We start from the raw sequence: 23,059 nt of genomic DNA on the forward strand, positions 1-23,059 counted from the left end.
GGTTGCTTACAGTCGGATGATTGTCTGATCACAGAAGGGCTGCATTGTTTTGGTACAGGCGCAAATCACTGGGAGCGTAGACGTTGCCATTGATTCCAGCAGTCCTCCGCGACGATGTCTGGATAACCACGATCTTCTTCCACTGCCAAGGCTGCGCTAAAAGGCAAAGCGATGCAGGTGGATCTGTCTCGGATTTCACACACCTCAATCTCGGTAAGCGGCTGGCCCTTTTTATCCTCGGCGGCTTGCAGCACTGCCGCCAGAGCCGGCACAAAGACTAGACATAACGGATCTGTAGTCATCAGTTTCTTCCCTGAGTCGATTAGAAATTGCATGGTAGGCCAGTTTCGGACATCAACATTACCTCGAAGTGCGAACGTCAAAGTTAGCGTAGCGCGCTGCTATGTGGTGGCAGGAAGACTTATTGTCGCTTGGCGGCAGACCTTCGATGATGATCCTGAAACGCTTAGGATTACTCACTCAATTCAGTACCAAAATGGAGCAGGCCACGGTTTATGGATATCGAATTTCGCGGTAACGGCAAGCGTGATAATCCGTCTGTAGGTACATGCGATGAGTACGGCGTGAGCGGGATTACCAGCTTTGACGATCTGACCGAAGCTCGTCGTAAGATTGCTGAGGCGCATCCAGGCTTTAAACCTCTGTTCTCGCTCGATGATCTGCACCAAGCCCGCTACACCTCGGGACATGTGCGCAATAATTTAGGGATGGACGATGCATCGGAGCAGGACATAGCGGGCTTGCCTCCAGAGTGCTTTGAGAATGGTGAATACATAGGCTATCCGACTACGAAAGAGGAGTTCGCAATCTGTCTTCGCAATTTCATGACCCTGGTTGCAGCCACGTCTTTCGAGGATGCTTGTACTCATGGTTTGACGCTAGATCAGCAGGCCCTCCAGGAGTGGATCGGTTACCAGAACAACCCTATCTCTCTTCTAGAGCAGCCTCTTTCAGCGCTCCTGGTACCCGTTCAGCAGTCCTGCCAGGCACTCGCGGCTTTTCCGAATGGCTATTTCACTTCGGATCTGGATCCCGCGAAAAACTTTGCCGTTGCGCGTCATTTTTCAGAAGCGCATGGCTATGAGTTGATGGGCGTAGGTGCTTCTTACATCGGCTTCATTCGTGCTGAACCGCCTGATACATCACTTGCTAACGTCGTAGCCAAAGACTTCTGTGCGCTCTATAACACTAGCGATGAAGACCTACAGACACGCATTTCTGCAGTCGCACAGGTGATCTCTGGTCGGACTTATCTGTGGCTTCGTTACGTGGAATGAGCTCCGTGAATAGCCAAGTCTCGCCAGTCGATTTATACATCAAAGTCAACCTATAGCCGGGGTAGGGGGGGCACTAATTTTAATTGGCTAGATTAATGATGAAGAAATTCTAATGCGTTATTATCTCTTGGGGTGTGTATGAGTTTTGAGTCTGAGTCCGAAGGTGGAAAACTGGCATATAAGTGGTATACGCGGTTGGCGTCGATTGGAATGGGTCATTATCGTGCCGCTATGCGATATTCATTTATCCATAAAATGATCTCAATCCCGGCAATTGTTTTTTCAGCAGCTGTTGGAACTACGGTGTTCGCCAGTATGCAGCAACAAATAGATATTTTTTGGCAGGTGGTGGTTGGGTTTATGAGTGTATTGGCTGCAGTAATGACTGCCCTCCAGAGTACACTGGGCTATCAAGAACTTGCTGAAAAACATCGCGCTGCCGGTGCCAATTACAATGCGTTGGGAAGAGAGATGGAGTTTTTGTTTGAAGCGGGTAGGGAAAATAATTTTGAAGGCTTGGATAATATGCGTCAGCGTATAGATTCGCTCGCTAAAGAGTCGCCTCATATTCCGAAGTCGGTACATAGTTATATGCATAAGCACGGCGTGTCAGATGAGTGGGTTCTACAGGACAAATCTGAAGTGTGATGATAAGTAGAGTAATGGCTTGTTGATTTAGCGCCCGCCATTAATGGCTAAAGCCTTAAGGAGGTAATTAACCCTCTAGATTCCCATGCATGGTCACCATGCTTCGTTGCGTACGCCAAAAGCCGGCTCACGGAAAGCTCGTCAGCTTAAGGTTTACATCAAACCCCACAGCGGCGAGGTTATTGTGACAAAAGGTTGCAGTCACGCGGGCTTGAAGAGAAAGGCAGAGCAGGCAGTGACACTGTTGAGTCTTGTTGGCCAAGTGATTTTGATTTGACTACCCAAGGGGCCCTTTTTGAGGGCCTTCTTTATTTTTTAGACCGATCAGGAGCCCTGTTTGCACCGCTTGTTTTTTCGTCAATCAAAATCGCCTCATGACGGTGCAATTCGCCCTCAAACGCCTGGATTCGCGAAGCAAAGTAGGGAAGAAAATGCTTCTTGGCTGGTGAGCGAGCCATTGCCCTGAATCGTCATAATGCATGGGCTATGATCATCCAGTCGACACCCATCAAATGACTAAAGCTCCCGCCCATGGAAGACACATCTGAGGTTCTCACTCCAGCCGATGACTTGTCGGAAGATGTCGTGACAAGAGAGTCGCTTTATGAACAGGTTTGGTCGGCTCCTATGACCAAAATCGGCGAACGATATGGGGTGTCTTCAAGCTATTTGGCTCGAGTTTTCACCAGCTTAAATATTCCTCGTCCACCGGTGGGGTATTGGGCTCAAGTCGCAGTGGGCAAAGCTAAAGCGCGTCCATTGTTGCCCGAATCTCGGCCTGGCGATTTGACTGCGTGGAGTCGAAATGGATCGCCTCTCCAGGTTTCGAAATCTTTGCCAAAAGAACGTCAAAAAACGAGCCGAAAAATATCTCCAGTCCCTGCTGCACTGCCTCGCAGGCACCCAATTTTACTAGATATTGAAGAGCACTTTAAGAAGGTTCGGGAAAGCGATAACGGTTATTTACGGCCCACAAAACGTTCCATGGCGGATTTAATTGTGAGTCGTACCGGGATAGCCCATGCGGTAGGTTTTGCCAACCAGTTTTACTTGGCTCTGATGAAAGAAGGTCTTGCAGTAGCGCTCAGCGATCCTGCTAAGCATATGAATCGTGAGTCAGTTGATCATAGGGAAAAGGCCTCAACGAGGTACATACATCCTTCGCTGTGGCAGCCGCAACGTCCTACCGTGGTTTACATCGGAGCCATAGTTTTTGGTTTGACCATCTACGAAATCAGTGAGTACGTCGAGGTCAAGTACGTAGACAAGGAGTATGTTCGATTGAGTTCACTCCCAGCCAATCAACGTCGCTCTCCTTATCGCAATGATTGGGTAATGAGTACCGACATGCCTACCGGTCGCCTCTGCCTCCAGGTTTATTCCCCTTACTACCGAGTAGATTGGATTCATCGCTGGATCGAGGACAGACCTGGTGATTTGGTCAGCAAAATCCCAAGCATCGTCAAATTCTTGATTGCTGAAGCCCCAGGGCTTGCCAAAAAAGTAGAGGTTGAGCGAGAAAGGGCTGAGCTCGAACGGCAGAAGCACCAATTGCAGATGGCTGAGTGGCAAAGAAAAGAAGAGGAAAAACGCCGACTCGAGGCGATCCAGGATAGCCGTGAGCAGCTAGAAGCTGTGATTCAGACTTGGGCAAAGGTAAACAGCATTCAGGCATTCTTTGACGATATTGAGAGATCTGCGCATAGGCTCGAAGATGATGAGCGGAAAGTGGTTATCGAGCGGCTGGCTAAAGCGAAAGAACTGATCGGGGATTTGGACGCGTTGAAACACTTCAATGGATGGGAGCCTCCAGCGTTTTGAGTCTATTCGGGCGTCTTGTCGTTCTGTAAGCCCTGCGGAGATGTTGTGCCTGCTAAGACTCGCAAGTCTAGGCTTTCAAAAAGGCCTACTGCTTTCACTGTCTGTAGCATAACAATGGTGTTTGCAGTATTAGCGCTGGTCTTCGTCCAGCTCGTTATCTTTCAGCATTGGTTGTTGGCCTGCAACTCAGGCTTACATGGACAGATGGTAGATTTCGCAGAGAAGCGCTCATTGTCGTGCCAGACGAAGATCCCGGCGGTAGGGGAGGTATAAGGGCTTAGGTTAGGTTTTGCGGTTGAGCAGGTTGTCGAAGAACGTGGTGCTCAGCGCCTCAGTCCAATCAATCGGCAGCAGTTCAACCCAGCTCAACGCCTGAAGAAGGATCACCAGACCCAAGCCGTAGGCGTTGCCAGGGGCAGCTTCCACGTACAGCGGCGCCCCGAACTTGGTGTCGTAAAAGAGCGACGATTTGACACCGTCCGGCCCCATGTACACCGTATGTGTCGCGATGTGGTCATTTCCAAGAATCATGAGGTCGGGGGCGTGGTCTCCCTGGATATTGCGAACAGAAACGTCCGGTGAGTATTTGCGTGCAAAGACTGCACAGAAGGGCTGGTTCTTGAGTGGAGGGTAAGTACGGGGCCAGTCCCTGGCCCTGCCGTTGTAGATAGGCCCATCTACTTGATACTCAGGGTTGGTGCGACCTCGGCGTGTGAGCAGCAATTTCTTTACCGCTTCGGCTTGGCTGACCGCCTTTGCCAATACCGCTGAGTCCGAGATCGAGTGCTTGCATTCGATGTAGGCGTACACCGCGTCAACCGGGATTTGTTCTTTTACCGGAAACTGGCGGCTCAAGCCGGAGCGCAGGGTAGGGCTGGACATCTTGTCGTAGATAATGAGGTCATCCCCGGCCTTTTCGCCATTTTCAGCGATGATAAAACCCCGGCACACTCCGTACTTGGCTGGCAGAATATCCTCCAGCAAAGCGCATATGGCGACCTCGAATTCATCCCCAAGGTCAAAGTTGTAGATCGCCTCGATGTCCTGCAGCCTCGCTTCGACTTTCCTGGCCAACCTTTCGATGTATCCACCGTATAAGCTCATTGATCCTCCTCCAGTTGCTCGATGTCTGTCTGCATCCATGACGCCAATCCTGCTGACTAACACAGGGTCGGCAAGTCAGGACATGCTGCGGGATTAGGCGGCTCGGGCTGCCGTGACCTCTGCTTTAGAAGCTTAACGTTGCAATTGTGGTGGTAATCTACGCCCTTATATCGAAGAGGCGGCGCCCGGATTCCTGGCACGCTCTAAGCCTGCAGGGAGCTCTTAGCTAGTGGATTCGCGACCAACCAACCCTCATTCTCAACCACCACAGATTGATTCATCAGATGAAAACGATACCTTGGCGTGTGGCCATAGCCCACAGTCCGCTAAGCGTGGCTTTTTCAACTGGCTCACCAATGCAATCCTCGACGTCGTCGGATTTCAACAAACATCTGCTTGGAATGCGGGTCGGCTTGTCGGTACTAAAGAGGGGAAAAGCAAAGGCTTGGAGGAGGGTTTCTCTCAGGGGCATACCCAAGGACTGGACGACGGAAAGCTAATTGTTGAGTTACGTCCTGGTACACCTACGACTCCAGCTTCACCGGGCATCAAGGAAACTGCACTGTTCAAGGACTGGAGATTTGCGATCACTCCAGAAATGGCTGCTGAGATCCGGCAGGATGTGAAGCACTATCTTCCTGATCAACCTCCTTCTGAAGATCAGTGGAAGATGATCTTATCCACCACTCCGACCACCTCTGTAGTTGCGGGCGCTGGTAGCGGTAAATCGACCACCATGGTGTTGCGGCTGATTGTTCTATACCACTACCTCAAAATTGATTTGTCGGGTCTGACGGTTGTCACTTTCACAAAAGAATCCAAGCTGGATTTCGCGAAGAAAGTCCGCGAGGTGTTTGACCTTTGGGGTTATGAAGTCAGCGAGAAGAAGTCCCTTGAGATTGTCCGCACGTTCCATTCCCGCATTCTGTCCTTCGCAAGAAGCATCGATGGTCTAAGTGATGTAAAGGCTTTTGAGTTTCTAGACAACAAGCCAGGTGAGGACGAAAAGGACGGTTCGATGCTGAACGTCAAGCTGGGTGAAACCCAGCTTGACCTGATGAACGCGACATACCAAGAGCTCTATGAAACCAACACGGAGTTTCGCTCACTGATCGGAGAACTCTATCAACGCTCACTATTGCTAGCTGAGATGAATAAAGACCATCCAGACGTTCTGGAGCGCCAGGATAAGGCCTGGCAAATGGCGAATATCGATGATGCGTTGTGCGCTCAACTTGAAGGTCTTTGGGAAGCTGCCGGTTATTGGCCAATTGATGGGATAGAGCCTGCACATAAGACTGTCCGACTGCTTGGGAAAAACTTCCGGGTGAACGGATATATTCCCGAGTTCGATACCTACGTGATTCTAGGGGTCGACGATACCGAACCAAATGAAATTAAGCTTGATCACCAGTATGGTTGGTTCATGCGCAAGCACGTGCGCGACAAGCGGACGCTGTTTCAGGCGTTTTGCAGCCCACGGGTTGTCTATCTGAACAGTTATGTCGATGCATCGCGGTCGGTTGACGCGCTCAAAGGTCGAATAAATGGATGCCCGAAATTCCAGTACAAGGTCAGGGGAGAGATAAGCTCCAGTTATATTTTGGAGGCATTTTTTTCCAATGCTTCCTTCATCGAAAACCTGGGCCTAGACGCCATTGAGGCGGTCAAAAATATGACCTTGTACAAGGATGAGCCCGACACGCCATTTTTCCATGCGATGAGCATTTACTGGGCCGCGTTTAACGATGGACTGCTGCAGATGAGCCCGCCGGTAATGACGTTTAACAGTATGTTTGCGATGTTCAGCGAACGTGGTCAGCAAAATTTTAGGGCAGTAGCGGACAGCGTACTTCGCCCCATGACGACGCTGCTAATCGACGAATTCCAAGATGTGGGGGCGAACACAATCTCGTGGGTCAGGGCGACCTTTAAGGAAATCGAACTGCGCGGGTTGGCCGCTAAAACTTTGGGCGCGCCAGCTTATGCTTCGGTGATGGCAGTTGGGGACGATTGGCAAAGCATCTATGGATGGCGTGGCAGCTCTCCACGTTTTCTGATGGAGTTCGGCAAGGAGTTTAGGTCGCCGAAACAGACACAGGTTTTCATGCAGGAAAACCATCGATCACACCAAATGGTGGTTGATGCGGCGGAAGCAATTGTCAACCAGACACCAGGTTTTGAAAACAAGCACGGTGTTGCCGTTAACAAGTGTGTGATCGGCAACCAGATACCGGTAGAAGTTCGAGAGCTCGACTGGGAACACCTAGTGCAGATGACCGAACACCATTACGACGCTGGCCACTCGATCCTTATTCTTTACCGTAAACGCGACACCAAAAAAGATGCCAAAGCAAAACTTAGCGACGTCATTGAGAGAGCTCGTGAAGATAAGCGAGACAAGGCCATCAAGTTTCTGACCTACCACTCCTCGAAGGGCTTGCAGGCCGACGCCGTCTTTTTGCTGGGGGATTGCGAGGTCACCACATCATCGCCTTCGAGAAACGATTTCTATGCCCAGGCTGGTATGGCGAATGCGGGCGAGCCCTGCGGTTACGACAGAGCACAGCAGCAGGAGGCGCTGCGAACAGCCTACGTCGCCATCACTCGGGCCGTCACCTACTGCTACTGGTATATTTCCTGGGACGAAAAGGTACCCGCGTCGGAGAAGGCAAGCCGTTATATCAAGGGGGATCAGGCCTATTGGGACGTTGTGACTCCACGTCCTGCGCCCCCTTCTGATGGGATCAAACGTAAAGTAGTTAAAGGACGCTAGCTAGGGCCTTAGCTCGTCACAATCTAATATCTGCAGGCGACGTGCGGGAATATAAAAAGCGCAGCGGCTGGGCGGACAAGGTGGTTGAGCGATACCCTATTATTCCTTCCGCCCTTCATTTCAAATTAATGCTCCACCTCCGTATCACTCAGGTTTGGCGGTGAGAGCGTTCATTTCCACTGGATAGGTGCGGTAAACAACATGACGTTGAAAATAGAAATAAAAAACAAGCTCGCAATCGGTAAACGAAATGAATTCGCCATCTGGGGATACTTGCTCGGCGAAGGGTTTGACGTGTTCCCCTCGCTGGTCGACGACAAGGGAATTGACGGAATCGTTGGACACCAAGGTCGCTACTTCGAAGTTCAGATCAAGAGTGGCGAAAACTGGAACAATCCGCGAGGTCTTAGCCGATCTGCTGTGAGTAAAAATCTTGACCGTATTTTTTTGATCTACAACACCACCGAGGACGAGGTTCGATATTTCACAGGGCGGCAGATTCTTGATGAGCCTGAATGGCGAGAGTGCATTGACTGGACGATTTCTCAAATTAAGCTTCCTAAACAAATGCTGGAGAAATATGAGGCTCATAACTGGGCCGGATTCGTCGCGTACCTGAGGTCTTCGATACAGGGACGCCCTTAAGCCAATCGGGTGGCCAGTCTGCTATCTGGCTTTCACTACCCAGATATTATCGAACTTCTCGTGTAGGTCTAATTCATCGATTCTCGCCGCATTGCCTAACTAGGCGATGCGGGCACGCTAACTACTCGGAGGACTCCCTTTCCCCAGGAGCCATTGATCTCATCCAGCACGCCTATCGACTCGTCCTCCATTACGGGCTGCGGATGCGCAAACAGGTCATCAGTGAATTCCCCGGGCTGTCGGAGAGCCGATGATTCATCCCGGAGTGCAGTCTGAGCTAAAGATTTCGCTGAACCAGCTGGTTTGTCGATTCCGCACTGCTATCGAGAACGTAATGAAGACTTCGTGGGTTCCGGAGAACCTCCGGGGCTTCCCGCACGGCTGCTGCGGGACAATTTCTGAGCTGTTGGGCGAACACCTAAACAGTTTGGATATCGGAGAGTTCTACTACGTTTGCGGTGATAAGGGCGGTGGCTCCCATGCCTGGCTGGAGGTTTATGGCCTCGTTGTCGACATCACTGCTGATCAGTTCGAAGGCAGGCCGCCTGTCTACGTCGGTGTAAAGGATGCCTGGTATGCCGAGTGGGAAGAGGGCACCAAGCATTTGGCTATTCATGAACCATCTGCGTTCTTCTATCGCGATGAAAGCCAGTTCGACCATGTGCTGGAGCATATTCAGGTGCTGGGCACATCTGCTGGCTGAGCAGTCAGTGCTGGCAGTATGATGTCATTTTGAGTGCAAACAATCAGGGCCTGCGGGCCCATTTGATACGCAAGGATCACAGCCCGTCGGCTGGAACGTGAGGGATATATGGCGAGTAATGATGTTTATTGGTTCAGAATTGGCGGAGATCTAACAATCAGCTTCAATGAACCAGACTTCATCGATTTTGACTGGAGTGATTACACCGCTTACGATCTCGGGGAGCAGATGAGCCTGAGAGCACGTAATGTTTCCTTCGAAAAAGATGGCAAGAAGGACTTCAGATCTGAAGCGGAAATTCCGGCTCAATTTATACATTCGAAGGGTGATGCTGTAGCACTAAGTCCTCGAGGATGGAGGCCGCTTGCTTTTATCCCTAATGGTGCATCTGTATTACTTGATAAAAATGCGTTCAGCACCGTTAAAAATCATATCGACTCGGATGGGAACCCTCAGGATCGTTCTATCAAGGTGGTGGTCGACTTCTGGCAAAACCGGGATTTCACTATTGACCTGAAGCCAATTCTAATGGAAGGGAATAATCGGCATAATAAAAAGCTTCCCACCTACGAGGAAATGTCCGCAGAGCTTGAAATATTTGAAGCTAAGCTGCGCCAAAGGCTTCCGAAAATAAAGGTAACAAATACTCCTGAATCAATCCGCAGACTGCATGAGGCAAGCGCAAGATTTTTCTATGGATTTGACGCTATCCTAGAGTTTATTGAAAAAGTCTATGCCAAGCTGGAGGAAGGCGTAATATTTACAAGGAACCTTGCTGGATTCAAGGATGTCCTCGCACTAGCTAAAGACGCAAACGTCTTAGATCATCACCTGATTTTCGCTGCAATTGTATACAAGGCTGTCAGCGGCGAAAGGAACAATCCTATTTATAAGCTTCTAAAATTCAACCAGCCGAACTTTATCCAGCGAGGCCACTCATTCAACGGCACGCTAGACATCTTTTCGCTGATACTGTTCTTGAGCGAAATCAGGAATCAGCGAGGTAATGCTTACTTCATAACTGCCGATAAGGATCTTATTTATCTCTGGAATGATATGGTCGGCTTTATGATCGTAGACGACCAACCAGGGGTGCTTAATATTGATATGAATTATTTTCTGCCTGGGTTAAGTGATGGTGACATAGCTGAGCTTGTAATTCTAATGGGCTGAGTTGTATTTAGTAATCGAAGGTAAAATTACAGGAGTTCTAATGATTCGATTAATAACGTTCATACAGGATTGTAAGATTCATCTAGGAGCCGCAGCTTCGTTTCTGATGCTTCTTGTTGTCAAGATAAAGATTCAGCCTCCGCCAGAGATGGCTAGCTCGCTGGTCGTGGATTTTCTAGCATCAAAAAATTTTGAAGATATCACAAGTAATATTCTTTCAAGTATAGTGGCGGCGTATATTTTCTATGTCTTCATAGAGTTTATTCCCGCTAGAAAGAGAGCGCGAGAAATCAAGCTCATACTTGAAAATCTGCTTGCCTCAATAGTGCTTAGCTATGAAAATAAACTCGGAAGTTACTCTTCTGCTGCATTATACGATCATAGCCTAGAGTGTCTAGAAAAGGCTTATCTCGACAGAGTGATTTCTATAGCTCAGGATGAAGCTGACTACAGTAGCCTTTACTCTACCGCGCTACATGCAGATAATATTTTGAATGCATTGGAGCAAGGGACGGTAATGGCAGCCTCCATATCTCCGAGATGCTCTATGTCTTGGATCAAGATTACCGCTAAAGCTCGTGATCTAGCCGGTATGGTTAAGGAAAGACCTAGACATGACTTTTTAACACCTGAAGATATGTTGTATGATGACCATGCTCGGTACAAGAGTGCAATTGGCTATGCCAAGCTCTATGAAGAATCCGTCAATCATATAGAACGCATGCGAGGACGTTATTGGCCTTTGGTAGATGAGATTCGGTACTGGAAAGGAAATTACTCTCCGAGTAAGTGACGCTCAACTACTGGTTAACCAATGAGGGTTGGGGGGCAGACATTCAGCTTTGTTGTAAAACCCCTCAATACCGATCCCGGCGCACCAGGTCTTTGAAGCGCTCTCAGCTCTCAATGATCTGGTCGCGAGTTCTTCCGGCTCGATGTTCATACATCCTCCAGCGGACACTTGGAGGGTTTTTTAGCTAGTGTTCATTTGTTAGATGTGTCGCGCTGGAATCCTTGGGAACAAAGGTGCGCATATAAATGGCATGCTATTAAATAGTTTTCGCAGTTTCTTCGCTAACAAACCTTTGGCAAAAAAGAATGCTCTGGAGGGGCTCTATGATTTCGGAAGTTTTGTCTGCTTTATGATTTCCATACTGTCCCCATATACGGTTTCATCACACCTGATAAGCATCTGCCTGTTGAGCGCTACGACAGTCTCGTTAGTTGCCTCTACTTTTCCATTACCCCAGTAGTCTGAGTCATTTACCATGTAGGCAAGAGTTGGGGAGATTGGGAAATACAGATCCGTATGTAAAGGAGGTATGCCGTTAGGTTTTCGATTGAGCACAGAAGGATGGACATTGATAACTGGGTTGTCACTCGTAATGAACCGGGTATCCGTGCTGTTGATGAGCCAAACCACGTTTTTCGTCTCGTAGCACATGGCCGTGCTGTAGCCCATGTTGACTCCTACAAGGATCGCCATGAACCAGTTGTTTTTTTTGATCAAGTTGTTGACCACCTCATTATCTGAGCTAGCCGATGAGTCAATAATGTTACGGAAAATTTTTGTTCGCGAGAACTGGTGCCCCATATAGCTGATCAGGTTGTTCAGCGCATTTTCTTCATGCAAAGATGAAAAATTACCAGCTCTTAACGCATCAAGCGTCGGCCTAACGTCATTTTCAATCGTCGTGTGTAGTTCTTCGATTGTGTTGAACGTGATCTCATCGCGCTTGGCTTTATCTTTGATAGGATCAAGTACGCCGAGAACGCACGAGTAGACAATCACCCTTTTCAAAAATCCATAATGAAGAGGCTGTGTTGCCGGTGTGCACAGGCTGATCCAATATTCAAGAAACTCAACATCGATATTGTCTAGCGGGGTCAGCTTATAGAACTCGTATTCACGAGCCAGGCCCTTCGTGCTCACGGCCTGGATGTTCCCCTTTTTTGTTCTGTGGAAGACGTCTCTCTGGTTATGCGACCAGCCACGGAGGTAATGCGCCCAGATGTAGTGATTGCCACGCTTGATGTCCATCTTCGCTCCTTATCCTGAAGGCATCTTGTCTGCGGCCCGGTTTGGAGTCAAACCGCGTTGCTTGGCCGTGGGCTCGGTGATAGGTTGCCGGAATGACTGAGCCCCTGTACGACCTCATACTCTCTCGGATTACTCGTGAGCACTACATTACCGGTGAGGCCGCGATCCCGTATCCGGACGTGACCACGGGTGGTTGAGGATCTACAAAAAACCACGCCGGCGGAGTCGTCTAAACCAAAGACGGCAATCACAAAACGCTTAAAGATTGGAAAGCGAAGAACGGTGCAGCGACCGTCGAATTTTGGTTAGCCAAGTGATTTTGATTTGAGTACAAAAGAGCCTGGGATGGCCCTTTTTTGGGCTCAGCATTTAGCAAGTTTACTGCGTCGGCAGCGCTCCGAGCAGTAACGTACATCTCCCCAGCAGCGTGCCCACTTCTTCCTCCATGTGAAGGGAAGGCCGCAGGTCATGCAGGTTTTGACTGGGAGCTGACTCTTTTTCAAAACGACGCACCCTCTTCTAAAATGTGGAGAGCATTTTGGCAGCGTTGCTTCATTTGCCTAATGGTTAGACCAAAACGGCGTGGCGCTCTGCAACGCTACTCTTCGCTTCAGGGCATTCCATATTCAGAATGTCCTTGTGCTTTTGCACTATTAGCAAGGCATCTGTGTCCCCGCTGCAGCCCGAAGGACATCATCTCGTTCGAACTGTCGCATGGCGTTGATTAAGCATCCTTTCCCTTGACAGTTTCGGTCAGAATGGAAAATCCAGTTTTTTCTGCACCGCAAATTCGCCTGGTGCCTTACCTCGTTCGAAAGCAATCAAATACAACATCTGGACAGTCAAGGGACTCCCATCTAACAGCTCGCCAGCCCCCTTCAGATGTACCTTGCGAGTCGCATATTGAATCGATACATCGAGCCCTTGTAGTTCATCGATGAGCTCCTGCATCTCGTCGTACACAGCAAATTTGGCGCTTTCTGAGTAATCGCTGGCGCAGTCCCTATAGTCGCGAAAATAGTCCACGAGGGACGCAAAGACCTCGTGGGCATCACGCTGAATTTCAATTCCAGGTTGGGAAATATCCACTATGGAGCTTTCTGCAAGCTTAGCGAGTTGGTGTCCAGTCGACAGAAGATGTGCCGGTAAGGTGATGTAGTCGCGTTCAAGACGTGCTTTTTCTACTCTCAATTCCTCTTCCGTGGGGATGTCGAAGGGCTTGTTGAAAGCGTCGATATCTTCGACCTCAAAAGCAGCAGCGAGCGCACGCCGAGTATCAGCGCTTGCCGACTTGGCATTCTCAACGCGTTGTACAGTCCGTACGTTCAAGCCTGCAAGCTCGGCCAGAGTCTCCTGTGACCATTGATAAACCTCCCGCATTTTGCGGATAAGAGCGGCGAATTCTTCGAGACTCAACACGCGAGGTTGGCTAGATGAGGTGTTTGTATTCATTTTTAAGCTCCATCAGATGGTAGGTGTGGCTCATGATGAAGAAGCTGCTGATGACACAACACGACAGGAACCCGACAGAGAACCGACAAGGCCTGAAGCTTTGCTGAGGTTACGATTAATTGAAGCCAGCTGAAGACACTTGCACCTCTCCGCCCAGTGTAGTCGTGATACCGTCGTCCGAGCCCGTGATCCGAGTGTAGGCCGGGAATGACAATTACCTACTAGGACAACGAAATGGACATTCGGTACTTCCTTGAACAGCGGCTAGCTTTTATCAAGCAGCTTTATCTGAATGGTGCGAGCCCGTTTGACGACCGCAAAAGGAAAATTGAGAACGAAGAAGCCCCCTTCATCCCGCCCTATAGCGAAGATGGGGAACCTGCATATTTGAATGAATGGCTAGAAGCTGATTCATCAGTGCAGGTGCTTGGTAGCGCATGCTTATCAATGATTGCTGCGTCACTACACTTATATTTAAAAGAATGGGAGCGTCAACTTGGGCCTGCTCCAGGGCCTTCACTCAAATCAGAGTTCAAAAATGGCGGATGGCCAAATGGCTACAGAGCATTCTACTTGGCCCATGGCTCAGACCGGTTTGAGGATGGCCCATTCGATTTCGCTTTGATTGAAGAACTCGTGCTGGCGAGGAATAGCATCCAACATCCCGACTCCCTGATCTTCGAAACATCTCGATATTCTGACGATGCGCTCCAGAAGATGCCAAGCCCATTTTTCGTGAGTGATCGAGAGAAAAACTTGATTGAGGAGGCAGATGACGAGAGTCGGCAATGGCTATATCGCCCCCACATTCACATCACTACCGAGAAATTTCTGCACGCTGTTTCACAGGTCTCTGCATTCGTGAAGTGGCTAGAGGATCAAGGGGAGAATATCTTGTACAAGCGTTATCTTGAGCGAAAGCGTCAACGCGAGATCGACGCTGGCTCCAATTCTTTTTAGCCCCAACCGGAAGCAGTTTTGCCGATTGAATCTGAAGCAACGGTTGGTCAGAACGAACGCAAATGACCGATAAGGTCGAAAAAATGCCCAAGGGATCCTTTGTGCCTTCAACCTTAGTAAACATTATTATCCGCGACCGTGGCGCGGAGGCCTATTCCGATTACGCAGGGTTCCAGATTACCGATCCCGATGTAATCGTTAGCGCCGCTAGGCAAACGCTCGAATCGATCCCTCCATCATTTGGTTCTTGCGTCATGGTCAGTGCTGGCTTCACTGCCATTCTCAAATCTCAAGGGATACCCGCAGTTGTCGTCCTGGGAGACCTGCTGATTAACGGCCAGTATGCTTTCGAATGCAGGGGGAACATTCCTGGGGCAACCTACGAGGGAGAGTTTGTGGACGCCAAGTGGGACGGTCACGCCTGGGTAATGCTCGCAGGTGTCCTCTGCGACCTGTCGATCTTCCGAAGCGCCTACGCCACTAACACGCCAAGCAACCTCAAAACCTTCATCAGCCAGCAGTTCGGTGAGGGTAAGGGAGCACTGATGTGTCCTCACGATAGCTTGCCGGTCGGCATGGAGTTTGTGCCCAAATTTGCGCTCAATGACGATCAGATTCTGGGGATTCTGGATGGTTTGTCCAGGCAAGCACTTGAGAGCTGAGTGACGAGATCCAAGGGGGAGTACACAGTTGAGCTGGGAGCTGAATACGGCTAGAACCTAACAGCCTCGCTGACTGCACTGTAAGCTTAGCCAGGCTTCCATTTTTTGCAGCCTGCCAATTTCGAGAAGCTTCGGTTTTCCTAAATCTAAAAGCATGACGAGCCCTTGCCTGTCCCCTGTGGAGGGAAACCAATCAGCCACTTCAACATTGCAGTGCCTGGACTCACTCAGGGCCCATTTCACAACCATGTCCGCCGCAGCTCTGTAATGATCCGCAATGAAGATACTGGCTCCCTCCACTGGCCATCCGCGCTCTGCCAGTTGGACGGTTACGTCAAGGATTCCCGAATTCCCGAAAAAATCAGAAGTGTCCGGATAATGGATGTCTGCCAACGATACTTTCGCCACGCCCGCTTCTCGGTCGAAGTACGACATAAAATGCCATCCACCCGTTGTGCTTCCTGAATGCGGAAAGTTGATGGCTGCTTTCCCTGTGACGTAGTGCTCGCGTGAGACGCGTTTGAGATCAAAATCGAACAGTGGCTGCCTCATGGGAGCTTTTTGAGCCGGGCTAGACCCTGTTTGATGTGGCCAGAGTTCTCGCCGATTGTCTCCAGGGCACCTCGGACATTATTCCCAACATCTGCATGACCGTGAGCCTCGACGTGGAGGGTCAGTTCCATCAGGGCGGCCTCAAGGGCGAGCTGGTTTTGGTACATCCTGTCCAAAACATCTGGTAGCGAATACTCATCCGACATCTTATTTGAACCCGTGATAGGAAGGCTCAGCATAGCAGTGGGCGAAAACTACGGTAAGACGCAGATAGCCCGGGCATCTCCCCTGATGAGCGACTAGGATTTAAGAATGAGAAAGTGGAGAGCAAGGAATGTTTACTCCTCCGAAATATTGGCGCATTGCTTGCGATCTTGACGTCGTGTCAGCAGAGCCGCCCCCAACATTTTTGCTACCTGATTCCCTCGCCAATCAATCATCTCCTCCTGCGATTGGGCATGGCTTGGCAATTGCGGCATACGACCGGCCAGAAAATACTGGGATCCTCAAATGGGTGGGCATCATCACGGGGCGTGCTGGAGTGATGAGAGACGTGGATTGGAGACCAACATCGGCGCAAATATGGGTCGATACTTCCAAAGGTCGCAGTTATTGGGAGGGCGGAGCATTTGGATTCGCACAAAAAAAGAACGCCGACTATGGTCTTCATCATCTGTGGGGGGAGCATTTTGATGGACTCATACTTCGTGAGACAGGCGCAGTTGAAAATCTACCTAAGCATCCCAAGCAGCGCCCTTCAAGGAGAGTCTCTCCCGAGCGTTTGAACCCGATTGAAGTCATTGGTGAACCCACAAATGGAGAAAAAGCGGGCGTTGTGTACCTGCTGAAGTCAGCCTATGGGTACAAGGTTGGCAGAACCCGCAATGTGCCGGCACGGATGAGAGCGTTCGGAGTGCACCTGCCGTTTATTTACACCATTCCGTTATGCTCATGGTTTGCAGATTGTCATGCAGCAGAACGCCGATACCATGCAATGTTCGCAGAGAAACGCATCAATGGAGAGTGGTTCGATCTAGGGGAGGACGACATACAGCAGATAAGACTAAGAGCTTAGGTTTGAAAAAATAGCATCGGGCAGGTTGGAGTCTGCGCCAGTGGTCGTTCTTCATTGTGCCGATTTTAACGACACACTTGTTCATGCTCATTATTCCTCAAGGTTTCGCTCCCGCTGACGTTAAGGAACGGTACGCATAGCGTTCCAAGGACGCCAAGCGGCGCAAACTCGGGACTTAAGAGCCCCATCACGGCCAGAGGGCCGTCCCATACCAAACAGGAGTTTCAGGTGAGATTTATTGCAGGTCGAGCTTTCGCGATTGGTGCCATTGGATTGGCTACCCTCAGCCTCACTGGTTGCAACGAAGAAATTGACGCCCGTCAAACTAAAGAAATACAAGGCCTCCTGTATAAGATCCACGCCGAAGATCCGTTCACTGGTCGTGTCACGAATTACCCCATTTCGGTTCTAGGGCTCTTCAATGTCGGCACGTGCATTGTTGACTTCAAAAAAGGGCTTCCCGATGGGGACATGAAGTGTGCCGACAACGCAGGCACCGTAGTCGGTACCGGTGAATTCAAAGCAGGTAAGAAGGACGGGAAGGCCGAGCGCTTCGATCCCAAGACCAGTAAAAAGGTGGTCGTTGAGCACTGGAAAACCGGTCGGCAAGATGGCGTACAGGAACAGTACGACGCACAAACCGGCGAGAAAGTTTTAGAGGTAAGCTACACCGAAGGCCGCAAGGATGGTCGTGAGCGTGCTTGGGATAGTGCAGGTAAGGTAAAAATTGCAGACCTCGAGTGGAAGAACGGTTTGCAAAGCGGGTTCGACAACCGAGGATCCCAGCATCGCAATTACGTTAATGGTAAGAAGCAAGGCCTGCAGCAGGATTACAGTATTGATAGCAACCGGTGGTACCTTGCCAGCGAGAACAACTACGACAACGATTTAATGGATGGCGTCCAGAAACAAATGGACGCACGGGGCAACGTCACAGAGCTTAGTGTCTTCGACCACGACAAGATTCGTTCTCGCACCGTGGATAAGTACAGCTACACCGGAGCGCACGTACATCACTACACCGGTCTCGCGGTCATTCCAGATGCAAATCGCTACATGGCAAGCGACCTCAGCAAAGATGGCGTTGAGCAGTATTGGGACGATCAAGGTCATCTGATCCGTGAGCTGCAATGGAGCAAAGGTATCCTACAGAGCGCGGTGGCGACGGTATGGGCCGGCAACAAGCAGGACAGCCAGTTCCAAGGTGTAGGCGTTCGCACAACGCTACCAACCCAGAGCGTAGTCAAGCATGGGCAGGAGAGGGTGATCGGCGATAAAGGTGAGCTGCAGGCCGTTATCTTCTGGAACAACGGGAAACCTACTCAAATCCTCGCCGCCTTGGCTCCTAGCTTAATCGCTCAGTACCCGGGGAAAATGGCTCTTGTTGATTATGACCGCTACGGAAGCGGCGTAACCAGCATCCCTGACTTTGAAGAAGCTAGTCGCTTTTCAGGAGATGGATTGCGAGGAGAAAACCTGCAATTGGTTGACATCCCTACTCCTAGTCAGACATCAGCCGCCGGGGCAACACTTGCCTCCTCAGATCCAACTGTTTCAATACCAGGTATCGATGCAGATTCTGACGGCTGCGTTCAGCAGAGGGTTGATGCGGTTCACGCAGAAGATCCCGACGCGTTGATCCGCGCGGACATGCTCGAGGAGTTCGAGCAGGACTGTAAGTAATCTAGAGGCCATCTCAGGGGCCTTAAGAACTTTGAACTTATCATAACGCCAATCCCCCTAATGCTGTGCAGTTAGCGCCTAGCTCAGGTTCAACCTGGGCTACCAAGATCTAAGGTTGTATTCACTGTCGGTTGGACTAATGCGCCGGGCAAATATGCGCGAAAAGTTCTGGCGCATATTATCCAAATTTATTAGTAGTTAATTTCAAGCCTCCGGCAGCCATCCCTCAGTAGGGAGAGTTTGACCGTTCGTGGGGCGGCAGTCCTGCTTCAGGATCACACCCCTGCCTGACAAATTTTTCAAGATCTGAATGTCTCTTGTCTAATAAGAACGGATCATTGTTGTAGAGTAGGCCTGCATATGAAGTAGCAACATGCAAAGGCATTCGATCACCGGTCTTTACTCTCAGCATAGCTTTGATTAAAAACCTAAGATGGTAGTCTTGGCAGTTTTCATCAATCTGACGATCAAGCTGGTATTGCAGACTGTCGGAGTGGATTAGCTCTACATATTCCCCAAGTGAATCCGCAATTTGAAGGAGCTTTCCAGTTGCCATTTTATGTAGGAGCAGACCAAGTCCCCAGCTGTCAAATACGCCCGCATAAGCAATGCTTTTGTAATAATCAGCAGTCAAAAACTCGGGGGCGAGGCTGTAGAATGAACCTGCGTACCGCCTGTGAAAGTCATCCCACATGTCTTCTTCAAAGGACTCGGGGTATCCGAAGTCGTATGGTGAGATTGATGCTCCTAAATCGAGAATTCTAACTTCGGGAAATTCTGGTCTTCGGGTCAGCCAGTCTTCTAAACCGGATTCAAATATTATATTTCCGGGGTGGAGGTCTCCATGTACAACTCCCATGAACGTGTGGTGGTATGCCCAGCAGACTCGAAAGAAAGCTGCAGCCGCCTCCAATGTGGTTGAATAGCCAGCTTCAGGGATCGCATCTGTAAGCGATACTCCCGTGATATGCTCCATGAGATAGCCTCTGACAAAGCCGTCTGTCGAATGGAACTCTCGGTAGACCTTCGGCGTGACCTTGATTAGCTCCCACCCCCGCATCTGACGGTCAATCTCATTCTTGAGTTTTTTATGCGCAACGGGGCTTGGCCCCATGAAGAAGAATTTCGCTACTGCTAAGACTTCGCCATTGCGATACTTTGCGGTAATGTTAGTGCCGCCGCCTGTCAGAATTGAATCGAAATAGAAATCGCCAATCACCAACAGATCCATGCGGGCCAAAAAAATCCGAAGCGGGCATTCAGTAACTTGCTCCATATTATGAGTGATCCTTCACGACTCTATAGCCGTAAGAGTCGGCAATAATCATGACTTCGCACCCTGAGTCCTCGGCGATATGAAGTCCCCCATCGATATAAGACTGGTAGCCTAAGCTATCAAGCTCCATGCGTACTTCCTCTGAAGAATTAGAGTCTCCTTGGAAAAAACCACATTTCAGATGTTCGAATAAATCTCTAATTCGCTCGCTGAAACACAGGCGATACGATCCTAACGGCCATACTTCAATCAGAACATTTTCAGAGGATAGATATGTCTTCGCCTGCTTGATATCCCCTGTACAAAATATAGCTCTGCTTCGATAGTCGATCTGGTGAGTATCCTGGAACCATTCGCCACATAATTTATGGGTCACGGGAGACATCGACACAGGAGTGCGCGGAACAAGTTTGAAAGGGTTGTCAAATACACCGGAGTCTTCAGCAAGGCTGAGGCGATAGTGAGCTCGATATAATGCCATGTTTCCCTACATATAAAGTATTATTGGCTTTCATGAGTCTGCATATGGCTGGTCATAGCAGTGGAATCGGGGAAGCCAGCCCTGCAGATTAATCTTCGCACATTGTCGGCAGCATCACCAGATTCAACCTTGGTATTGCTATTAAAGAGCATTAGGCGATATTCCGGCCTCTTATGCCAATTCATGTCAAGCTCGTCGGCGAATGAGGAGGGGCCTTGGTTTACCTTTCCGGGGTGAGAGCCGTGCCTCCGGTCAGATTTATTGCCTGCAGTAATCTTCATCATCTGGTGCTGCCTCAGAGGGCATGATCAGCATTGGCCCCTGGTTGCGAACATTGCCCACATCCTTGTACCAATGAAAATTCTCTGTTGGCCTGCAACCCCCCACTGCGATTTCCGCCGCACGCTCCGATGAGGTTTCAGGATTGATCCACTCTTTGGCGAGTTCAGGGCTCAGTAACAAAGGTTTGCGATCATGGGTAGGCAAAGGTCTTGTTGTCACGAGACAAGCTGTGATCAAGATTTTCAGCGACATTGTTGAAACATATACAGGCGTCTTTCTATCCAATTCGGAGATGACCACTGGCGTTAGAAGCCCAACCTATGACCATTTCACACAGCGGGTCGGTGTAGGCACTTAGCTTCGCCGCCTCCACGGAACGTTAGCCCTCTTCAGGGTGCATTCTCTCCAGGGTGGCTTTGAGCTCGTCTATGATCCGCCGGTGGTCAGCCAAATCTGGCATGGCATTCTCTAGTATGAAAGGCTCTGATTTACCCAAGCGCTGTTGAAGGTTTGAAGACCAGATTTCCACCGACGCGTTACAGTACAAGGCGAATTTAAACTCCTGAAGGAAGAGTTCCGACTGGATGTCACTTCTGCTATCACGCCGCTCATTTAGTAAGCCACAGCCCGCTAGAGGATCTATTAGGAGACGCTCGTTTCTGAAATCCATCCAGAAAATAAACGCCACTCGACCGTTGGCCGACTCCAGACGAACACCTACCTTCCCGTCATCCATACCAGCGGATACAAGGCGCATATTTCCAAGGGGAGCGCATGACTTTCCTTTGCGTGCGAGTACGTAAAACTCATCAGGAATTTCGCATGGCCGGTTCGGAGCGAGCTCACCCCGCTTCAGGCTGTCCAACTGCTCCTGGTCAAACAGAGTACGAAATCCTTCGAGCTCATACAGGTGCTCCCGTTCATATGCGCATCGTGCTGGCACCCCAAGACGCTCTTCCATAGCGAGCTCAGCAAGATGTCTCATCAGTGGCTTGTCCATGTGAATTCGCTGGTGATCATCCGGGTCATCAGGATCTACGATATCGTCGCGTTCGGCATGGGCGATAGCATGGCGGCCTTGTGTTGCTAGGTAGTCGGAAATGTCGGTGCCAAGAGCCTGCAACTCATCACGACGGGCAATTGAGTCTCTGTCCGTTAATACCAGGAGGGCTTGCTGGATCCACGGCCCTCTTTCTCGGCCAACAGGTAAAGAGCGGGCAAACGCTTTGTAGAATCCGAGAAACGAGTAGAAGGGATTGCTGAGTGACAGCCCTTCGCGATAGTAGGCCATTGCTTTACGGGCTTCATCGCTTTGAGGGGAGTGGAGGTTCTCGTCAGAAAAAAACTCGGTAAAAGCATTGTTGCGAAGCATGCCTGCTCGATGTGGATGGCTACCACCACCCCACATGACGATCTCTACTTTCGCACCCTCACGCCAGGCAATTGCAGTGGCCAGGCGCATCACTGCAGCTCGCCCTTCATTGACAGTCATGCCTTGACCATTAACTCGAAGCGCGATTGCAGGGAGGCTCCGATGCTGCCCTTCAGATATAGCTGGCTGCAGCAGAAACTCTAGCGCCTCAAAGTTTATCAGCTGAGCCCTATTCGGCCAGAAAACCTGGGTTTCCAGCCCGCCAACCACCCATTCACCTCGCTGGGCCTGATATTGCTCTGCTCGCTCGAATGGATCATCGGTCGCCAGCATTGTGAAGCTCCTGGGGTTTGGCGGTTATAGGGTTCAACCTCAGTTTACATTGCTTGCCGATGCAAGCGTGACCGGAAGCCTACCCATGTAAGACCGGCACCTACAGAAAATTGGATCATGTCGGCCCATCGGAAGATGGGAGTCTCTTAGCCAAGACGCGTTCGAGTGCGAGCGACTTGTTTCACACTGCAGGCTCGTAAGGCGTGCCCTTTTTCCGGGTTAACCGGCCACTTGATGGCCATCGGAGCGGAAGTAAGCGCCAGATCGCCCGTCCAGGCTGACATCACAACCATTACCTCGTTACCATCTACGAGAGCGATGTCACATGTGCTCGAGACCGTTTCACTGATGGCCGAAACTTCGCTAATCAACGTAAGCATGTAGGTGACCTTTATAAACGACTTACGGCTGATTCACATCGAGGCGCGAAAGATGGCTGATGACCTGCGTACACGCGAGTCTGTCAGGCGAGAAGCGCTCTGGGCAATGTCGCACCTGATGCCAGGCGATTTGAAGGCTGCCACGATTCTGGATGTTCTAGACGACATCGGAGACCGGGAGCGCATCGACTCGAACTGGAGTCATCCAGGCCTCGACATCGAAGCTGCCCGCAAAGCAATCCAGATTGAGCGCTACAGTTCCGGAATCAGCATTGTGCGCGAGGCAGTATTCAACAGCATGGCGTGAGCGTGTTTTGCAAGCGAGGATCCTAATGTCAATCA

At 50.1% G+C, this 23,059-nt stretch carries 24 protein-coding genes and 1 pseudogene; 14 read left to right on the forward strand and 11 right to left on the reverse strand.

Annotated features, from left to right (window positions below; all coding sequences use genetic code 11):
- Nucleotides 1-65: 65 nt before the first annotated feature.
- A complete protein-coding gene (locus P5706_RS10910; protein WP_122814764.1) occupies nt 66-302 on the reverse strand; it encodes a hypothetical protein in 237 nt (78 codons plus the stop codon).
- 213 nt (nt 303-515) lie between these two features.
- Here P5706_RS10910 and P5706_RS10915 point away from each other — a divergent pair, with 213 nt between their 5' ends.
- From P5706_RS10915 to P5706_RS10925, 3 genes are all read left to right on the forward strand, one after another.
- The gene (locus P5706_RS10915) at nt 516-1,298 is read left to right on the forward strand and encodes a DUF4253 domain-containing protein (RefSeq protein WP_285679238.1); all 783 of its coding nucleotides are present in this window, start codon (nt 516-518) and stop codon (nt 1,296-1,298) included.
- Nucleotides 1,299-1,436: 138 nt separating this feature from the next.
- Entirely contained in the window at nt 1,437-1,946 is a 510-nt protein-coding gene (locus tag P5706_RS10920) for an SLATT domain-containing protein (RefSeq protein WP_285679240.1), read from the forward strand.
- A 531-nt stretch (nt 1,947-2,477) separates the two neighbouring features.
- Nucleotides 2,478-3,767, forward strand: coding sequence for a DUF4200 domain-containing protein (locus P5706_RS10925; protein WP_285679241.1), 1,290 nt, complete (start codon nt 2,478-2,480; stop codon nt 3,765-3,767).
- A gap of 282 nt (nt 3,768-4,049) precedes the next feature.
- Here P5706_RS10925 and P5706_RS10930 read toward each other — a convergent pair whose 3' ends face one another.
- Entirely contained in the window at nt 4,050-4,871 is an 822-nt protein-coding gene (locus P5706_RS10930; protein WP_285679242.1) for a DUF6602 domain-containing protein, read from the reverse strand.
- Between the two features lie 229 nt (nt 4,872-5,100).
- Here P5706_RS10930 and P5706_RS10935 point away from each other — a divergent pair, with 229 nt between their 5' ends.
- From P5706_RS10935 to P5706_RS10955, 5 genes are all read left to right on the forward strand, one after another.
- Nucleotides 5,101-7,647, forward strand: a complete 2,547-nt coding sequence (locus P5706_RS10935) for a UvrD-helicase domain-containing protein (RefSeq protein WP_285679243.1) — start codon at nt 5,101-5,103, stop codon at nt 7,645-7,647.
- Between the two features lie 201 nt (nt 7,648-7,848).
- A complete protein-coding gene (locus tag P5706_RS10940) occupies nt 7,849-8,292 on the forward strand; it encodes a DUF4365 domain-containing protein (RefSeq protein WP_060549395.1) in 444 nt (147 codons plus the stop codon).
- Between the two features lie 250 nt (nt 8,293-8,542).
- Complete coding sequence (locus tag P5706_RS10945; RefSeq protein ID WP_285679245.1) at nt 8,543-8,995, forward strand: hypothetical protein; 453 nt, start codon at nt 8,543-8,545, stop codon at nt 8,993-8,995.
- A 108-nt stretch (nt 8,996-9,103) separates the two neighbouring features.
- Nucleotides 9,104-10,168, forward strand: coding sequence for a hypothetical protein (locus tag P5706_RS10950; RefSeq protein ID WP_285679246.1), 1,065 nt, complete (start codon nt 9,104-9,106; stop codon nt 10,166-10,168).
- Nucleotides 10,169-10,208: 40 nt separating this feature from the next.
- Complete coding sequence (locus P5706_RS10955; RefSeq protein ID WP_285679247.1) at nt 10,209-10,961, forward strand: hypothetical protein; 753 nt, start codon at nt 10,209-10,211, stop codon at nt 10,959-10,961.
- A 321-nt stretch (nt 10,962-11,282) separates the two neighbouring features.
- On the opposite strand, the gene P5706_RS10960 is transcribed toward P5706_RS10955, so the two are convergent.
- Entirely contained in the window at nt 11,283-12,209 is a 927-nt protein-coding gene (locus P5706_RS10960; RefSeq protein WP_285679248.1) for a DUF4238 domain-containing protein, read from the reverse strand.
- 242 nt (nt 12,210-12,451) lie between these two features.
- On the opposite strand from P5706_RS10960, the pseudogene P5706_RS37180 reads away from it, so the two are divergent.
- Nucleotides 12,452-12,526: pseudogene (locus P5706_RS37180) on the forward strand (transcriptional regulator); the annotation flags it as partial.
- Between the two features lie 45 nt (nt 12,527-12,571).
- On the opposite strand, the gene P5706_RS10970 reads toward P5706_RS37180, so the two are convergent.
- Entirely contained in the window at nt 12,572-12,712 is a 141-nt protein-coding gene (locus P5706_RS10970; RefSeq protein ID WP_285679249.1) for a DUF2256 domain-containing protein, read from the reverse strand.
- Nucleotides 12,713-12,962: 250 nt separating this feature from the next.
- Nucleotides 12,963-13,661, reverse strand: coding sequence for a helix-turn-helix domain-containing protein (locus P5706_RS10975; RefSeq protein ID WP_285679250.1), 699 nt, complete (start codon nt 13,659-13,661; stop codon nt 12,963-12,965).
- A gap of 234 nt (nt 13,662-13,895) precedes the next feature.
- On the opposite strand from P5706_RS10975, the gene P5706_RS10980 reads away from it, so the two are divergent.
- Nucleotides 13,896-14,621, forward strand: coding sequence for a hypothetical protein (locus tag P5706_RS10980; RefSeq protein ID WP_285679251.1), 726 nt, complete (start codon nt 13,896-13,898; stop codon nt 14,619-14,621).
- Between the two features lie 62 nt (nt 14,622-14,683).
- A complete protein-coding gene (locus P5706_RS10985) occupies nt 14,684-15,283 on the forward strand; it encodes a transglutaminase-like domain-containing protein (protein ID WP_285679252.1) in 600 nt (199 codons plus the stop codon).
- Nucleotides 15,284-15,340: 57 nt separating this feature from the next.
- Here the strand turns inward: P5706_RS10985 and P5706_RS10990 are convergent, their stop codons facing one another.
- Both P5706_RS10990 and P5706_RS10995 read right to left on the reverse strand, forming a co-directional pair.
- Entirely contained in the window at nt 15,341-15,835 is a 495-nt protein-coding gene (locus tag P5706_RS10990) for a hypothetical protein (RefSeq protein WP_285679253.1), read from the reverse strand.
- Nucleotides 15,832-16,041, reverse strand: a complete 210-nt coding sequence (locus P5706_RS10995; RefSeq protein WP_285679254.1) for a hypothetical protein — start codon at nt 16,039-16,041, stop codon at nt 15,832-15,834. Before P5706_RS10995 ends, P5706_RS10990 begins: the two co-directional genes overlap by 4 nt.
- 128 nt (nt 16,042-16,169) lie before the next feature.
- Between P5706_RS10995 and P5706_RS11000 the strand changes: the two genes are divergently transcribed.
- Together P5706_RS11000 and P5706_RS11005 are read left to right on the forward strand one after the other, a co-directional pair.
- Nucleotides 16,170-16,910: a GIY-YIG nuclease family protein gene (locus P5706_RS11000; protein WP_285679255.1), complete on the forward strand. Its 741-nt coding sequence runs from the start codon at nt 16,170-16,172 to the stop codon at nt 16,908-16,910.
- Between the two features lie 228 nt (nt 16,911-17,138).
- Nucleotides 17,139-18,593: a toxin-antitoxin system YwqK family antitoxin gene (locus tag P5706_RS11005; RefSeq protein WP_285679256.1), complete on the forward strand. Its 1,455-nt coding sequence runs from the start codon at nt 17,139-17,141 to the stop codon at nt 18,591-18,593.
- A gap of 226 nt (nt 18,594-18,819) precedes the next feature.
- Here P5706_RS11005 and P5706_RS11010 read toward each other — a convergent pair whose 3' ends face one another.
- The 4 genes from P5706_RS11010 to mauJ all read right to left on the reverse strand — a co-directional run bounded on the left by P5706_RS11010 (nt 18,820) and on the right by mauJ (nt 22,337).
- A complete protein-coding gene (locus P5706_RS11010; RefSeq protein ID WP_285679257.1) occupies nt 18,820-19,869 on the reverse strand; it encodes a protein kinase domain-containing protein in 1,050 nt (349 codons plus the stop codon).
- 1 nt (nt 19,870) lies between these two features.
- Nucleotides 19,871-20,350: a hypothetical protein gene (locus P5706_RS11015; protein WP_164558421.1), complete on the reverse strand. Its 480-nt coding sequence runs from the start codon at nt 20,348-20,350 to the stop codon at nt 19,871-19,873.
- Nucleotides 20,351-20,608: 258 nt separating this feature from the next.
- On the reverse strand, nt 20,609-20,884 hold the full coding sequence (locus P5706_RS11020; protein WP_285679258.1) for an SOS response-associated peptidase family protein: 276 nt from the start codon (nt 20,882-20,884) through the stop codon (nt 20,609-20,611).
- Nucleotides 20,885-21,011: 127 nt separating this feature from the next.
- Nucleotides 21,012-22,337, reverse strand: a complete 1,326-nt coding sequence (gene mauJ / locus P5706_RS11025; RefSeq protein ID WP_285679259.1) for a methylamine utilization protein MauJ — start codon at nt 22,335-22,337, stop codon at nt 21,012-21,014.
- Nucleotides 22,338-22,769: 432 nt separating this feature from the next.
- Here mauJ and P5706_RS11030 point away from each other — a divergent pair, with 432 nt between their 5' ends.
- Entirely contained in the window at nt 22,770-23,024 is a 255-nt protein-coding gene (locus tag P5706_RS11030; RefSeq protein WP_285679260.1) for a hypothetical protein, read from the forward strand.
- The last annotated feature ends 35 nt before the right edge of the window (nt 23,025-23,059 follow it).

The organism is Pseudomonas sp. ChxA, from assembly GCF_030263855.1.
Classification (GTDB): Bacteria; Pseudomonadota; Gammaproteobacteria; order Pseudomonadales; family Pseudomonadaceae; genus Aquipseudomonas; species Aquipseudomonas fluorescens_CB.